The sequence below is a fragment of the Streptomyces sp. cmx-18-6 genome (assembly GCF_046548915.1).
Classification (GTDB): domain Bacteria; phylum Actinomycetota; class Actinomycetes; order Streptomycetales; family Streptomycetaceae; genus Streptomyces.
In genome coordinates this window covers 46,475-60,807 of the sequence record NZ_JAEBEP010000004.1, presented here as the reverse complement: position 1 = coordinate 60,807, position 14,333 = coordinate 46,475, and the positions used below count along the sequence as shown (strand labels likewise).

The following is a 14,333-nucleotide window of genomic DNA, read 5'->3' as shown; positions in this document are numbered from 1 at the left end:
CCCACGCGTCCCACGAATGACGGCCGGGCACACCCGTTGTGTCCGGTCGCTCACCAAAGGGTGGACTTGTCGACACGGTGCATGGCTCCAGGCTCCGGTGCCGTAACCTCGAAGCCTGGAGCCCGCCGATATCGGGACCTTGATCCACACCTTGGGGATGCACAGCGCATGACTGCGATTTCTCTCGGAATGCCGGCCGTTCCGACCAAGCTCGCCGACCGAAGGGTCAGCCGACAGATCCAGGTCGGCACGGTCGCGGTCGGCGGCGACGCGCCCGTTTCCGTGCAGTCGATGACGACGACGCGTACGTCGGACATCGGTGCCACCCTCCAGCAGATCGCCGAGCTGACGGCGTCCGGCTGCCAGATCGTCCGGGTGGCCTGTCCCACCCAGGACGACGCCGACGCGCTCGCCACCATCGCGAGGAAGTCGCAGATCCCGGTGATCGCGGACATCCATTTCCAGCCGAAGTACGTCTTCGCCGCGATCGACGCGGGCTGCGCGGCGGTCCGGGTGAACCCCGGCAACATCAAGCAGTTCGACGACAAGGTCAAGGAGATCGCCAAGGCGGCCTCCGAGACCCGCACCCCGATCCGGATCGGCGTCAACGCCGGCTCCCTGGACGCGCGGCTCCTGAAGAAGTACGGCAAGGCCACCCCCGAGGCCCTCGTCGAGTCGGCCCTGTGGGAGGCGTCCCTCTTCGAGGAGCACGGCTTCGGCGACATCAAGATCTCGGTCAAGCACAACGACCCGGTCGTCATGGTCAACGCCTACCGCCAGCTCGCCGCGCAGAGCGACTACCCGCTCCACCTCGGCGTCACCGAGGCCGGACCGGCGTTCCAGGGCACGATCAAGTCGGCCGTCGCGTTCGGCGCGCTGCTCTCCGAGGGCATCGGCGACACCATCCGCGTCTCCCTCTCGGCCCCGCCGGCCGAGGAGGTCAAGGTCGGCCTCCAGATCCTGGAGGCGCTGAACCTCAAGCAGCGCCGCCTGGAGATCGTCTCCTGCCCCTCCTGCGGACGCGCCCAGGTGGACGTCTACAAGCTCGCCGACCAGGTCAGCGCCGGTCTTGAGGGCATGGAGGTCCCGCTGCGCGTCGCGGTGATGGGCTGCGTCGTCAACGGCCCCGGCGAGGCCCGCGAAGCCGACCTCGGTGTGGCCTCCGGCAACGGCAAGGGCCAGATCTTCGTGAAGGGCGAGGTCATCAAGACCGTCCCCGAGTCGAAGATCGTCGAGACCCTCATCGAAGAGGCCCTGAAGATCGCCGAGCAGATGGAGAAGGACGGCATCCCGTCCGGCGAGCCCGAGGTCTCCATCAGCTGACCGGCGCGCCTCCCGCTGTCCTCACCGCCCCGCCGGGCCCCGCGCCCGGCGGGGCGGCGGCGTATCCAAGGCGTGTCCCCGAGCGACGTGCCCCGTGTTCCGGGGCGGCGTGTCCCGGAGCCCGCTTCCGGACCCGGGCAGCGTTCGACAGGCTTGTTGGGTACAGTGCGGAAATCAGCAGACCGCATGGTGAGGCCCCCTCGTGTTGACGCAGACCACCACCCGGGTCCTCGAACCCAGCGACCTCGGCGCAGCGCTCGCCATACTGGAGAGCGAGCCCGTGGCCAACGCCTTCGTCACGTCCCGCGTGCACGTCGCCGGGCTCGACCCCTGGCGCCTCGGCGGCGAGATGTGGGGCTGGTACGCGGACGGCAGGCTCCGCTCCCTCTGCTACTCCGGCGCCAACCTCGTCCCCATCTGCGCCGGACCCGAGGCCGTCCGCGCCTTCGCCGACCGGGCCCGCCGGGCCGGCCGCCGCTGCTCCTCGATCGTCGGCCCCGCCGAACCCACCACCCAGCTGTGGCGGCTGCTGGAGCCGGGCTGGGGCCCCGCCCGCGAGGTCCGCGCCAACCAGCCGCTCATGGTCACCGAAAGCCCCTCCGCCGACGTGGCCCCCGACCCGCTCGTCCGCCGCATCCGCAAGGACGAGACGGACGTCCTGATGCCGGCCTGCGTGGCGATGTTCACCGAGGAGGTCGGCATCTCCCCGCTGGCCGGCGACGGCGGACTCCTCTACCAGGCCCGGGTCGCCGAACTCGTCGGCGCGGGCCGCTCCTTCGCCCGGATCGACGACGGCAAGGTGGTCTTCAAGGCGGAGATCGGCGCCGCCACCCCCCAGGTCTGCCAGATCCAGGGCGTCTGGGTCGCCCCCGAGCACCGCGGCAAGGGCCTCTCCGAGACCGGCATGGCCGCCGTCCTGCGCTACGCCCTGGCCGACGTCGCCCCCGTCGTCAGCCTGTACGTGAACGACTACAACACCGCCGCCCGCAGGGCCTACCGCCGCGTCGGCTTCCGCGAGACCGGCACCTTCATGAGCGTGCTGTTCTGAACCGAGCGCGGGCGAACCGTTCCGAGCCGGGCGAGAGCGAACCGCCCCCGGCACACCAGCAGCGGGCCGTCCCCCGCACTCCCTGAGCGAACCATTCCCGGCCGCCGCGCGTTCCGGCCCGCCCGCCCCGGCCAGTAGGGTTCCCGCATGGCACCAGCAGTCACCGGGAAGGGCCCGGCGGACCCCGGCATCGAGGTCGGCCCCATCGACCTGGCCGCACGCGTCGACGAAGCCCTCCACGTCCAGGCGGCCGCCTTCGGGCTCAGCCAGGACGAGATCGACGTACGCCGCCACATCGTCCTCAGACACCTCGACCACCCCGAGGCCCGCGCGCTGGGCGCCCTCACCCCCGAGGGGCGGCTCGTCGGGTTCGTCTACGGACTGCCCAACGACCGCGCCCACTGGTGGTCCACCGTCGTCGAGCCCTACCTCAGGGCCACCGGTTCGGACGGCTGGCTCGACGACTCCTTCGTCATCACCGAGCTCCACGTCCACCCCGACCACCAGCACCACGGCATCGGCCGCACCCTGATCACCACCATCACCGACGCCGTCGACCACCCCCGGTCGATCCTCTCCGCGATCGACAGGGACAGCCCGGCCCGCGCCCTGTACCGCTCCCTCGGCTACCAGGACCTGGCCCGCCAGGTGGTCTTCCCCAGCGCCCCGCTGCCGTACGCGGTGATGGGCGCGGCCCTCCCGCTCCGGCGGCAGGGCCTCGCGTCCGGATCAGGAGAGGCCCGGCGCTGAATGGATTTCCGCCTGCCCGCACCCCCCGGCTAACCTCGGGCTCACCACCCTTGCGAGCAGGAGTTCATCATGGCCCAGGTCCAGCGCATGTCCCGATTGATGATCAAGACACTGCGCGACGACCCGGCGGACGCCGAGACGCTCAGCCACAAGCTGCTGGTCCGCGCCGGGTACGTGCGCCGCAACGCGGCCGGCATCTGGTCCTGGCTGCCGCTCGGCAAGAAGGTCCTGGACAACATCTCAGGCGTGGTCCGCGAGGAGATGGACGCCATCGGGGCCCAGGAGGTCCTGCTGCCCGCCCTGCTGCCCAAGGAGCCCTACGAGGCGTCCGGCCGCTGGGAGGAGTACGGCGACCTCCTCTTCCGCCTCCAGGACCGCAAGGGCGGCGACTACCTCCTCGGCCCGACCCACGAGGAGATCTTCACCCAGACCGTCAAGGACCAGTGCACGTCCTACAAGGACCTGCCGGTGATGCTGTACCAGATCCAGACGAAGTACCGCGACGAGGCCCGCCCCCGCTCCGGCGTGCTGCGCGGCCGCGAGTTCCAGATGAAGGACTCGTACAGCTTCGACACCACCGACGAGGGCCTCGCCCACTCCTACGCGCTGCACCGCGCCGCGTACATCAAGATCTTCGAGCGCCTGGGCCTGGACCACCGCATCGTCTCCGCCGTCTCCGGCGCGATGGGCGGCTCGGCGTCCGAGGAGTTCCTCGCGCCCGCCGCCGCCGGCGAGGACACCTTCGCGGACTGCCCCAACTGCGACTACGCCGCCAACACCGAGGCCGTGACCTTCGCGCTCGCCCCGGTCGACGGCTCGGCGCACGGCGCGGTCGAGGAGCTGGACACCCCCGACACCCCGACCATCGAGACCCTCGCCGCGCACCTGGGCGTCCCCGCCTCCGCCACCCTGAAGAACCTGCTGGTCAAGGTGGACGGCGAGATCGTGGCGGTCGGCGTCCCCGGCCACCGCGAGGTCGACCTCGGCAAGCTCGGCGAGCACCTGGCGCCCGCCGTCGTCGAGCTGGTCACCGCCGAGGACTTCGTCGGCCGCGACGACCTCGTACGCGGCTACGTCGGCCCCCAGGGCCTGGAGAAGGTCCGCTACCTGGCCGACCCCCGCGTCGCCCCCGGCACCGCCTGGATCACCGGCGCCAACCAGGACGGCAAGCACGCGAAGAACGTCGTCGCGGGCCGCGACTTCGAGGTCGACCAGTACCTCGACGTCGTCGTGGTCCAGGAGGGCGACCCCTGCCCCAACTGCGGCACCGGCCTCACCCTGGACCGCGCCATCGAGATCGGCCACATCTTCCAGCTCGGCCGCAAGTACGCCGACACCTTCCAGCTCGACGTGCTGGGCCAGCAGGGCAAGCCCGTCCGCGTCACGATGGGCTCGTACGGCATCGGCGTCTCCCGCGCCGTCGCCGCCCTCACCGAGCAGACCGCCGACGACAAGGGCCTGTGCTGGCCCCGCGAGATCGCCCCGGCCGACGTCCACATCGTCGCCGCCGGCAAGGCCCTCCAGACGGAGCTGGCCCTCGACGTCTCGGAGAAGCTCAACGCGGCCGGCCTGCGGGTCCTGGTCGACGACCGCCCCGGCGTCTCGCCCGGCGTGAAGTTCACCGACTCCGAGCTCATCGGCGTGCCGAAGATCCTCGTCGCGGGCCGCCGCTCCGCGGACGGCGTCCTGGAGCTGAAGGACCGCCGCACCGGCGAGCGCGAGGAGCTCACCGTGGACGAGGCGATCGCCCGCCTCACGGCCGACCTGGCCTGATCGCGTCATCGCGTACGAGGAGGGCCCCGCACACCGCCCGGTGCGCGGGGCCCTCCTCGTACGTACGCGCGGACCTACAGCCAGCCCGCGAACTCCAGGTTGACCTCGCCCATCTGCCGCCGCCCCTCGGCCAGCGCACGGGTCCCCGACTCGACCGCCCGGAACAGCGTCCAGCCGTGCAGCCGGGCCTGCTCCACCTCCAGCGACTCCGCCAGCTTCTTCACCCGCCGCCGCGCCGTCACCGGGCCGCCCGGCGAGGCGATCAGATCCTCCGCCCGGTCCCGCACCAGCCGCGCCAGGTCGTAGGCGCGCTCGCCCACCAGCGGCTCCGGCCCCACCGTCAGCCACGGGGCGCGCTCCCCGGAGAGCACCTTGCTCTGGCGGAAGTTGCCGTGCAGGAGCAGGAGTTCGGGGGAGCCCTCCAGCAGCTCCGCGCGGGCCGCGAGGGCCGCGTCCACCAGCGGGGCCAGCGTCGGATCGGCCTTTGCCGCCGCCCGCATCCCCCCGCTCTGCCGCCCGGTCCGCTCGGCCACGCTCTCGAAGGGGTGGCCGACCGGCGGCTCCACCCACAGCCGCCGGACCGTGCCCGCCGCCTCCAGCAGGGCCTTGGCCTCCGGCAGCGACCGCAGCGACACCTCATGGTGCAGCCGTTCCAGCAGCATCCCCCCGGCCGCGTCGAGCTCGGGGCCCCGCGACTCCGGGGTCTCCAGCAGCTTCACCGCGCCCCAGCCGTTCCAGTGCGCCAGCGCCGCCCGCTCCCGCTCCGGCTCGGCGTGCGGCGGGGCCAGCTTCAGCGCGGCCGGGGTCCCGTCGTCCCGCCGCACCAGCAGCACCAGGGCGCTGCGCCCGCCGGGGGCGGCCACCCGCTCCACGGCGAGGTCCGGCCCTGCGGCGCTGATCGCCCGTTCGGTCAGTGCGGGGAGCCGGCCGAGCCAGTCGGCGGCCTCGGCGTCCCCGTACATCTCACCGAGCGCGCGCACCAGGCGCTGCGGCGGTTCGAAACCCATACGTCTTTTTCTTCCCTTCCCGTTCCCTCGCCGGAGCGTGCCGTCGCCGTCCCCCCCCCGGTGGAGCCGTGCCGTCGCCGCTCCCTCCTCAGGGAGCGCCGTCGGCGCCCACGGCCTCCACCGGGCTCGTCGCGGCCGGATCGGCGGCCCCGGCCCGCTCGGCGAGCCCGGGAAAGGCTACGTTGCCGCCCCGCCAGCGGGCCGCCCGCACGGCGGCCTCCCGCAGCGCGCCCGCGGCGTCTGCGCGCGCGGGGCCTTCGGCAGCCCGTACGAGATCGGAGTAGACGCCCGCCACCCGGTCCTCCAGGACGGCGGCGAGCCGGACGGCCGCCGCGGCGTCGCCGACCGCGAACGGCAGAGCGTACGCGGCGTCCGCGGCGACCGGCGCACCGCCCAGGTCGCGCACGGTGCGCGCCAGGGCGTCCCGGCGGGCGCGATGGGCGTCGTACGCCGCGCTCGCCTCGGTGCGCCGCTTCGCCCCGACCCGGCCACCAAGCACTCCGTAGCCGTAGACCGCCGCGTGTTCGGCGGCCAGGGCGGACTGCGCGGCGGTGAGGACGGGGGAGGGGGCCTCGTCCTCGGTGGGGGTTCTCCCGGCGGTCATGACGAGGTCTCCTTGGCCAGTTCGGTCAGCAGGTACGCGTGCGCCGCCGCGGCCGCCGCCACCGACGCCAGCAGCCGGGCGAGCTCCGGTTCAGCGGTCAGCAGGGCGTCGGCGTGGGCGTCGGCCCTGCGACGTTCGGCGGCGGCCAGCTCCTTCACCGCGGCCTTCGCGTCGACCGGCACGGGACCGGGGGCGGGCGGGGCCGCCGCCTTCGCGCCGCCCGGCGACAGCGCCCTGGTGTGCTCCCGTACGGCCGCCCGCAGGGGAGCCAGGCCCGTGGCGAGGGCCGGGTGGGTCTCGGCGGCCAGGTCGTAGTGGGCGAGCGTCAGGGCGGCGGTGCGCGCCGCCGTCGTACGCAGCGCTCTCTCGGCCCGGACCGCTTCGGCCCCGGCGGGTGCGGACCCGGTCCGGCCCGTGCCCTTGTCGTCGTCCCCGCAGCCGGTCAGCACCGCACCCAGTGCGAGAGCCCCCGTAGCGGTGAGCGCCCCCCTGCGGGTCGTCCCCGTGCGCCGCACGTTTCTCCTTCGGGCCGGGACCGATCCTGACAGGATCTGTCCTGAAGTGATCACCGCAGGCGAGCGTACCCGCGGTGACAGGGCAGGCGGACGGCAACACCCCTGGGGACCGGATACCCTTTGTCCTGACGCACGACGATCCCCCACAACAGCACACGCGGCCGAGGAGTCACCCGGATGAGCACCACCCAGAGCGAGAGGCTGCGCGGGCTGCTGGAACCGCTCGTCAGCGCCCAGCAGCTGGACCTCGAGGAGATCGAGGTGTCCCGGGCAGGCCGCCGCAGAGTGCTGCGGATCATCGTGGACTCGGACGAGGGCGTGGAGCTGGACACCTGCGCGGAGCTGAGCCGCGCGATCTCCGAGAAGCTGGACGAGACCGACGCGATGGGCGACGACGAGTACGTCCTCGAAGTCAGCTCGCCCGGCGCGGACCGCCCCCTGACCGAGCACCGCCACTACGTGCGCGCCACCGGCCGCCTCGCCCGCTTCCACCTCGCCGGCGACGACTCCGGCGAGCTGGTCGCCCGCATCCTCGCCGTCGACGAGGACGGGCTCGACCTCGAAGTGCCCGGCGTCAAGGGCCGCAAGCCCACGTCCCGCCGCCTCGCCTTCGACGAGATCGCCAAGGCGCGCGTGGAGATCGAATTCAACCGCAAGGACAAGAAGGAAGAGGAGGCGTAGCCGTGGACATCGATGTGAAGCTTCTGAAGGGCTTGGCGCAGGACAAGGAGATCCCCTTCGACGTGCTCGTCGGGGCGATCGAGTCGGCCCTCCTCATCGCGTACCACCGCACCGACGGCAGCCACCGCCGGGCGCGCGTGAAGCTCGACGAGAACGGCCACGTCACCGTGTGGGCCAAGGAGGACCCCGCCGACCTCGAAGAGGGCCAGGAGCCCAAGGAGTTCGACGACACCCCCTCCGGGTTCGGCCGGATCGCCGCGACCACCGCCAAGCAGGTCATCCTGCAGCGGCTGCGCGACGCCGAGGACGACCGGACCTTCGGGGAGTACGCGGGCCACGAGGGCGACGTCGTCACCGGCGTGGTCCAGCAGGGCAAGGACCCGAAGAACGTCCTGGTCGACATCGGCAAGCTGGAGGCCATCCTCCCGGTGCAGGAGCAGGTGCCGGGCGAGGAGTACACCCACGGCCTGCGCCTTCGCACGTACGTCGTACGGGTCGCCAAGGGCGTGCGCGGTCCCTCCGTGACGCTCTCGCGCACCCACCCCAACCTGGTGAAGAAGCTCTTCGCGCTGGAGGTCCCGGAGATCGCGGACGGTTCCGTCGAGATCTCGGCGATCGCCCGCGAGGCCGGCCACCGCACCAAGATCGCGGTCCGCTCCACCCGCTCGGGCCTCAACCCCAAGGGCGCCTGCATCGGCCCGATGGGCAGCCGTGTGCGCAATGTCATGGCCGAGCTGCACGGCGAGAAGATCGACATCGTGGACTGGTCGGACGACCCGGCCGAGATGGTCGCCAACGCCCTCTCGCCCGCCCGGGTGAGCAAGGTCGAGGTCGTGGACCTCGCCGCCCGCTCCGCCCGCGTCACGGTGCCGGACTACCAACTGTCGCTGGCCATCGGCAAGGAGGGCCAGAACGCCCGCCTCGCCGCCCGCCTCACCGGCTGGCGCATCGACATCCGGCCCGACACCGAGACGGACGAGGAGCGCGAGAACGCCGACCGCGAGCGGGCCGAGCGGGCCCGGGAGCGCTCGGAAAGGCGTTGACCCGGAGCGGTTCCAGGGAATAGATCTGGGCCGTACGCCGCTGAGATCACGACAACATCCGTTCGATTTTTGCCCCAAAGGGGTGAGGTCGGTACGGGGAGGTAGACTTAAACGTGTCTGGCCGGACGCAAGCCCGCGCTTGCCCCGAGCGAACCTGTGTGGGATGCCGGGAGCGAGCGGCCAAGAGCGAGCTGCTGCGCATCGTGGTGGACGAGGGCGCGTGCGCCCCTGATCCACGCGGTACGCTGCCCGGCCGGGGTGCTTATGTGCACCCCACCTCTGTCTGTCTCGACCTGGCGGTTCGCCGCCGGGCGTTCCCCCGGGCCTTCAAGGCCGAGGGGCCGTTCGACACCGCGGCACTCACGCGGTTCGTCGAGCGGGCGACACCGTAAGAAAGTGAACGGCACGGGACCCCGTGCGGTCAGGTACCTCGCGAGTTGGAAGTAGGTCGAGATTGCGATGAGCACTCGATGAGTACGCGATGAGTACGCCCATGAAGTAGCGACGGTCCGGCGGTAACCCGGACCTAAAAGGAGCGAAGTGGCTAAGGTCCGGGTATACGAACTCGCCAAGGAGTTCGGCGTCGAGAGCAAGGTCGTCATGGCCAAGCTCCAAGAACTCGGTGAATTCGTCCGTTCGGCGTCCTCGACGATCGAGGCGCCGGTTGTACGCAAGTTGACCGACGCACTGCAGGGGCCCGGCGGCAACGCCGGCAAGTCCGCTGCCAAGCCTGGCGCGCCCCGCAAGGCGACGCCCGCAAAGCCCGCAGCGCCCTCCCCGGCCGCTGCGGCACGTCCCGCTGCCCCGAAGCCCGGCGTACCGGCTGCCAAGCCGGCCGCTGCCGAGGCCCCGGAGACCAGCACCCCCGCGGCGCCCTCCGCGCCGTCGGCGGGCCCCCGTCCGGGCCCGAAGCCCGCGCCGAAGGCGGCCCCGGTGACCCCGGTCCCGGCCGCCGAGTTCTCGGCTCCGGCTCCGGCCCAGCCGGCCGCCCCCCAGCAGCCCCAGGCCCCGCGTCCCGCGGCCGCCGCCCCGGGACCGCGTCCTGCCCGTCCGGCTCCGGCCGGCGGTCAGCGCGACGGTGGCGCCCGTGACGGTGGTCAGCGTGACGGCGGCCGTGGCGGCGAGCGCGGCGGCGACCGCCCCGCACGTCCCGCGGGCCAGGGCGCACCGCGCCCCGGCGGCGCCCGTCCGGCCGGTCCCCGTCCGGGCAACAACCCCTTCACCTCCGGCGGTTCCACCGGCATGGCGCGCCCCTCGGCGCCCCGTCCCGGCGGTGCCCCGCGCCCCGGTGGCGGCTCGGAGCGCCCCGGCGCCCCGCGTCCCCAGGGCGGCCCCGGCGGCGCCCCGCGCCCCCAGGGTGGTCAGGCTCAGGGCGGCGCCCGTCCCACTCCGGGCGGCATGCCCCGCCCGCAGTCCCCGCGTCCCGGCGGCGGTCCCGCCGGTAACCGTCCCAACCCGGGCATGATGCCGCAGCGTCCCGCTGCCGGCCCGCGTCCCGGCGGTGGCCCCGGCGGTGGCCGTGGTCCCGGCGCCGGCGGCGGTCGCCCCGGTGGCGGCGGCGGTGCGGGTCGTCCCGGTGGCGGCGGCGGCTTCGCCGGTCGTCCCGGTGGCGGTGGCGGCGGCTTCGCAGGCCGTCCTGCCGGTCCCGGCGGTGGCGGCGGCGGTGCGGGTCGTCCCGGTGGCGGCGGCGGCTTCGGCGGTCGTCCCGGCTTCGGCGGTCGTCCGGGTGGTCCCGGTGGCCGCGGTGGCACACAGGGTGCGTTCGGCCGTCCCGGCGGTCCGGCGCGTCGTGGTCGCAAGTCGAAGCGGCAGAGGCGCCAGGAGTACGAGGCCATGCAGGCCCCGTCCGTCGGCGGCGTCATGCTGCCTCGCGGCAACGGACAGGCCGTCCGGCTGTCGCGCGGTGCCTCCCTCACCGACTTCGCGGAGAAGATCAACGCCAACCCGGCGTCGCTCGTCGCCGTGATGATGAACCTCGGCGAGATGGTCACGGCGACGCAGTCCGTCTCCGACGAGACGCTGCGGCTTCTCGCGGACGAGATGAACTACGTCCTGGAGATCGTCAGCCCCGAGGAGGAGGACCGCGAGCTGCTCGAGTCCTTCGACATCGAGTTCGGCGAGGACGAGGGCGGCGAAGAGGCCCTGGTCTCCCGTCCGCCGGTCGTGACCGTCATGGGTCACGTCGACCACGGTAAGACCCGACTGCTGGACGCGATCCGCAAGACGAACGTCATCGCGGGCGAGGCCGGCGGCATCACGCAGCACATCGGCGCCTACCAGGTCTCCTCCGAGGTCAACGGCGAGGACCGCAAGATCACCTTCATCGACACCCCGGGTCACGAGGCGTTCACCGCCATGCGTGCACGTGGTGCGAAGTCGACCGACATCGCGATCCTCGTGGTGGCGGCCAACGACGGTGTGATGCCCCAGACCATCGAGGCGTTGAACCACGCCAAGGCGGCCGAGGTGCCGATCGTGGTCGCGGTCAACAAGATCGACGTCGAGGGCGCCGACCCGACCAAGGTGCGCGGTCAGCTCACCGAATTCGGTCTGGTGGCCGAGGAGTACGGCGGCGACACCATGTTCGTCGACATCTCCGCCAAGCAGGGCCTCAACATCGAGGCGCTCCTCGAGGCCGTCGTCCTCACCGCCGACGCCTCGCTGGACCTGCGGGCCAACCCGGAGCAGGACGCGCAGGGTATTGCGATCGAGTCCCACCTCGACCGCGGTCGCGGTGCCGTCTCGACCGTCCTGGTCCAGCGCGGAACGCTGCGCATCGGCGACACGATGGTCGTGGGCGACGCCTACGGCCGCGTGCGCGCCATGCTCGACGACAACGGTCAGAACGTCCAGGAAGCGGGTCCCTCGACCCCCGTCCTGGTGCTCGGTCTCACCAACGTCCCGGGCGCGGGCGACAACTTCCTGGTCGTCGACGAGGACCGTACGGCCCGTCAGATCGCCGAGAAGCGCGCCGCCCGTGAGCGCAACGCCAACTTCGCCCGCAAGGGCGTCCGGTTCTCCCTGGAGAACCTGGACGAGGCGCTCAAGGCCGGTCTGGTCCAGGAGCTCAACCTCATCATCAAGGGCGACGCGTCCGGTTCGGTGGAGGCTCTCGAGTCCTCGCTGCTCCAGCTCGACGTCGGTGAAGAGGTCGACATCCGGGTCCTGCACCGCGGTGTGGGTGCGGTCACCGAGTCGGACATCAACCTGGCGACCGGCTCCGACGCCATCGTGATCGGCTTCAACGTGCGCGCCGCGGGGCGCGCCGAGCAGATGGCCGAGCGCGAGGGTGTGGACGTCCGGTACTACTCGGTCATCTACCAGGCGATCGAAGAGATCGAAGCGGCCCTCAAGGGCATGCTCAAGCCGGAGTACGAAGAGGTCGAGCTCGGCACGGCGGAGATCCGCGAGATCTTCCGCTCGTCCAAGCTGGGCAACATCGCCGGTGTGCTGGTCCGCTCCGGCGAGGTCAAGCGCAACACCAAGGCGCGCCTGCTGCGCGATGGCAAGGTCATCGCGGAGAACCTCAACATCTCCGGTCTGCGCCGCTTCAAGGACGACGTCACCGAGATCCGCGAAGGCTTCGAGGGCGGTATCAACCTCGGAAACTTCAACGACATCAAGATCGACGACGTCATCGCGACGTACGAGATGCGCGAGAAGCCGCGAGGCTGATCCGCACGGATCCGCGAGGATCCGGAAGATTGCGGAAAGGGTTCCGGGGGTTCGCCCCCGGGCCTCTTCCACCACGGTCGGGGCCGGTCGACGGGTCGTATTTCCGTCGATCGGCCCCGGCCGTTCCGGTACGGTTCTGATGTCCCCGCCAAGTTCTGGCGGGGCACGAACCCGAACCGGCGGGACATCCGGACACACATGTATGTGGGGACCCTGTCCTTCGATCTGCTCCTCGGCGACGTACGGTCGTTGAAGGAGAAACGCTCCGTCGTCCGTCCGATCGTCGCCGAACTCCAGCGCAAGTACGCGGTGAGTGCGGCGGAGACGGGCGGGCAGGATCTCCACCGCAGGGCCGAGATCGGCCTCGCCGTGGTATCCGGTGACACCGGACATCTGACGGACGTGCTGGACCGGTGCGAGCGGCTGGTCGCCGCCCGCCCCGAGGTGGAGCTGCTGTCGGTGAGACGGCGGCTGCACAGTGACGAAGACTGACAGTCGAGCGAAACCAGAAGGAAGAGTGACGGACCGGTGACCGACAACGCGCGGGCCCGCAAGCTGGCCGATCGGATCCAGGTCGTGGTCGCGGAGACCCTGGACCGGCGAATCAAGGATCCGCGGCTGGGATTCGTGACGATCACGGACGCCCGGGTCACCGGCGACCTGCGGGAGGCCACGGTCTTCTACACGGTCTACGGCGACGACGAGGAGCGCGCGGCCTCCGCCGCGGCGCTGGAGAGCGCCAAGGGCGTCCTCCGCACCGAGGTCGGCCGGCAGACCGGGGTCCGGTTCACGCCGAGCCTCGCGTTCGTCCCGGACGCCCTCCCGGACAACGCCCGCACCATCGAGGACCTCCTCGACAAGGCGCGTGCCAAGGACGCCGAGGTGCGCGAGGTCTCCACGGGCGCGAAGTACGCCGGCGACGCCGACCCGTACCGCAAGCCCGAGGACGAGGACGACGAGAGCGACGCCCCCTCCGAGAAGAACGAGGGCCCGGCCTCCGCATGACCGAGCAGACCACCACGCCGGACGGCCTTGTCATCGTCGACAAGCCGTCCGGCTTCACTTCGCACGACGTCGTGGCCAAGATGCGGGGCATCGCCCGCACCCGCCGCGTCGGCCACGCCGGAACCCTCGACCCGATGGCGACCGGAGTCCTCGTCCTCGGCGTCCAGCGGGCCACCAAGCTGCTGGGCCACCTCGCGCTGACCGAGAAGGAGTACCTGGGCACGATCCGGCTCGGCCAGGACACCGTCACCGACGACGCCGAGGGCGAGATCACCTCGTCCACCGACGCGTCCGGCGTGACCCGTGAGGGCATCGACGCCGGGGTGGCCGCCCTGACCGGCCCGATCATGCAGGTGCCGTCCAAGGTCAGCGCCATCAAGATCGACGGCAAGCGGTCCTACGCACGGGTGCGCGGCGGCGAGGAGTTCGAGATCCCGGCCCGCCCGGTGACCGTCTCCTCCTTCCGCGTCTACGACGTCCGCTCGGCCGTCGCCGATGACGGCACCCCCGTCGTGGACCTGGTCGTCTCCGTCGTCTGCTCCTCGGGGACGTACATCCGCGCCCTCGCCCGCGACCTCGGCGCGGGGCTCGGCGTCGGCGGCCACCTGACCGCGCTGCGCCGCACCCGCGTCGGCCCGTACGGACTGGACGCCGCCCGCACCCTCGACCAGCACCAGGAGGAGCTGACGGTGATGCCGGTCGCCGACGCGGCCGCCTCCGCCTTCCCCCGCTGGGACGTCGACGAGCGGCGCGCCAAGCTGCTCCTGAACGGCGTGCGGCTGGACATGCCCGCCCACCCGCCGGGGCCGGTCGCGGTCTTCGGGCCGGACGGGGCGTTCCTCGTGCTCGTGGAAGAGGAGAAGGGCAAGGCCAAGAGCCTCGCCGTCTTCGCCTGACCCCGCTCCCGTA

14 protein-coding genes are annotated in these 14,333 nt (G+C 72.2%); 11 read left to right on the top strand and 3 right to left on the bottom strand.

Features of this window, described 5'->3' with window-relative positions:
• The first annotated feature begins 168 nt into the window (after positions 1-168).
• The 4 genes from ispG to ACLJPL_RS10960 all read left to right on the top strand — a co-directional run bounded on the left by ispG (position 169) and on the right by ACLJPL_RS10960 (position 4,894).
• The gene (ispG, locus tag ACLJPL_RS10975) at positions 169-1,323 is read left to right on the top strand and encodes a flavodoxin-dependent (E)-4-hydroxy-3-methylbut-2-enyl-diphosphate synthase (protein ID WP_411080587.1); all 1,155 of its coding nucleotides are present in this window, start codon (positions 169-171) and stop codon (positions 1,321-1,323) included.
• A 202-nt stretch (positions 1,324-1,525) separates the two neighbouring features.
• Entirely contained in the window at positions 1,526-2,371 is an 846-nt protein-coding gene (locus ACLJPL_RS10970; protein ID WP_411080586.1) for a GNAT family N-acetyltransferase, read from the top strand.
• Between the two features lie 147 nt (positions 2,372-2,518).
• Positions 2,519-3,121: a GNAT family N-acetyltransferase gene (locus ACLJPL_RS10965; protein WP_411080585.1), complete on the top strand. Its 603-nt coding sequence runs from the start codon at positions 2,519-2,521 to the stop codon at positions 3,119-3,121.
• Between the two features lie 69 nt (positions 3,122-3,190).
• The gene (locus ACLJPL_RS10960; protein ID WP_411080584.1) at positions 3,191-4,894 is read left to right on the top strand and encodes a proline--tRNA ligase; all 1,704 of its coding nucleotides are present in this window, start codon (positions 3,191-3,193) and stop codon (positions 4,892-4,894) included.
• A gap of 74 nt (positions 4,895-4,968) precedes the next feature.
• On the opposite strand, the gene ACLJPL_RS10955 is transcribed toward ACLJPL_RS10960, so the two are convergent.
• From ACLJPL_RS10955 to ACLJPL_RS10945, 3 genes are all read right to left on the bottom strand, one after another.
• Positions 4,969-5,901, bottom strand: a complete 933-nt coding sequence (locus ACLJPL_RS10955) for an aminoglycoside phosphotransferase family protein (protein WP_411080583.1) — start codon at positions 5,899-5,901, stop codon at positions 4,969-4,971.
• Between the two features lie 88 nt (positions 5,902-5,989).
• On the bottom strand, positions 5,990-6,505 hold the full coding sequence (locus ACLJPL_RS10950) for a ferritin-like domain-containing protein (RefSeq protein ID WP_411080582.1): 516 nt from the start codon (positions 6,503-6,505) through the stop codon (positions 5,990-5,992).
• Complete coding sequence (locus ACLJPL_RS10945) at positions 6,502-7,020, bottom strand: hypothetical protein (protein ID WP_411080581.1); 519 nt, start codon at positions 7,018-7,020, stop codon at positions 6,502-6,504. Before ACLJPL_RS10945 ends, ACLJPL_RS10950 begins: the two co-directional genes overlap by 4 nt.
• Before the next feature lie 177 nt (positions 7,021-7,197).
• Between ACLJPL_RS10945 and rimP the strand changes: the two genes are divergently transcribed.
• The 7 genes from rimP to truB all read left to right on the top strand — a co-directional run bounded on the left by rimP (position 7,198) and on the right by truB (position 14,320).
• A complete protein-coding gene (gene rimP / locus ACLJPL_RS10940; RefSeq protein WP_411080580.1) occupies positions 7,198-7,701 on the top strand; it encodes a ribosome maturation factor RimP in 504 nt (167 codons plus the stop codon).
• 2 nt (positions 7,702-7,703) lie between these two features.
• The gene (gene nusA, locus ACLJPL_RS10935; RefSeq protein WP_411080579.1) at positions 7,704-8,744 is read left to right on the top strand and encodes a transcription termination factor NusA; all 1,041 of its coding nucleotides are present in this window, start codon (positions 7,704-7,706) and stop codon (positions 8,742-8,744) included.
• 113 nt (positions 8,745-8,857) lie between these two features.
• The gene (locus ACLJPL_RS10930) at positions 8,858-9,136 is read left to right on the top strand and encodes a YlxR family protein (RefSeq protein ID WP_411080578.1); all 279 of its coding nucleotides are present in this window, start codon (positions 8,858-8,860) and stop codon (positions 9,134-9,136) included.
• Between the two features lie 148 nt (positions 9,137-9,284).
• A complete protein-coding gene (infB, locus tag ACLJPL_RS10925) occupies positions 9,285-12,419 on the top strand; it encodes a translation initiation factor IF-2 (protein ID WP_411080577.1) in 3,135 nt (1,044 codons plus the stop codon).
• 198 nt (positions 12,420-12,617) lie between these two features.
• Entirely contained in the window at positions 12,618-12,911 is a 294-nt protein-coding gene (locus ACLJPL_RS10920; protein ID WP_015611818.1) for a DUF503 domain-containing protein, read from the top strand.
• A gap of 36 nt (positions 12,912-12,947) precedes the next feature.
• Positions 12,948-13,424 (top strand): 30S ribosome-binding factor RbfA, encoded by a 477-nt coding sequence (gene rbfA / locus ACLJPL_RS10915; protein ID WP_411080576.1) that lies wholly within the window; start codon positions 12,948-12,950, stop codon positions 13,422-13,424.
• The gene (gene truB / locus ACLJPL_RS10910; RefSeq protein WP_411080575.1) at positions 13,421-14,320 is read left to right on the top strand and encodes a tRNA pseudouridine(55) synthase TruB; all 900 of its coding nucleotides are present in this window, start codon (positions 13,421-13,423) and stop codon (positions 14,318-14,320) included. The genes rbfA and truB overlap by 4 nt, the downstream gene beginning before the upstream one ends.
• Positions 14,321-14,333: the final 13 nt, after the last annotated feature.

Coding starts and splice junctions, on each gene's coding strand:
- ACLJPL_RS10950 (WP_411080582.1), bottom strand. CDS start 6,505: ATGACCGCCGGGAGAACCCCCACCGAGGACGAGGCCCCCTCCCCCGTC.
- ACLJPL_RS10960 (WP_411080584.1), top strand. CDS start 3,191: ATGGCCCAGGTCCAGCGCATGTCCCGATTGATGATCAAGACACTGCGC.
- ACLJPL_RS10920 (WP_015611818.1), top strand. CDS start 12,618: ATGTATGTGGGGACCCTGTCCTTCGATCTGCTCCTCGGCGACGTACGG.
- ACLJPL_RS10965 (WP_411080585.1), top strand. CDS start 2,519: ATGGCACCAGCAGTCACCGGGAAGGGCCCGGCGGACCCCGGCATCGAG.
- ACLJPL_RS10955 (WP_411080583.1), bottom strand. CDS start 5,901: ATGGGTTTCGAACCGCCGCAGCGCCTGGTGCGCGCGCTCGGTGAGATG.
- rimP (WP_411080580.1), top strand. CDS start 7,198: ATGAGCACCACCCAGAGCGAGAGGCTGCGCGGGCTGCTGGAACCGCTC.
- truB (WP_411080575.1), top strand. CDS start 13,421: ATGACCGAGCAGACCACCACGCCGGACGGCCTTGTCATCGTCGACAAG.
- ispG (WP_411080587.1), top strand. CDS start 169: ATGACTGCGATTTCTCTCGGAATGCCGGCCGTTCCGACCAAGCTCGCC.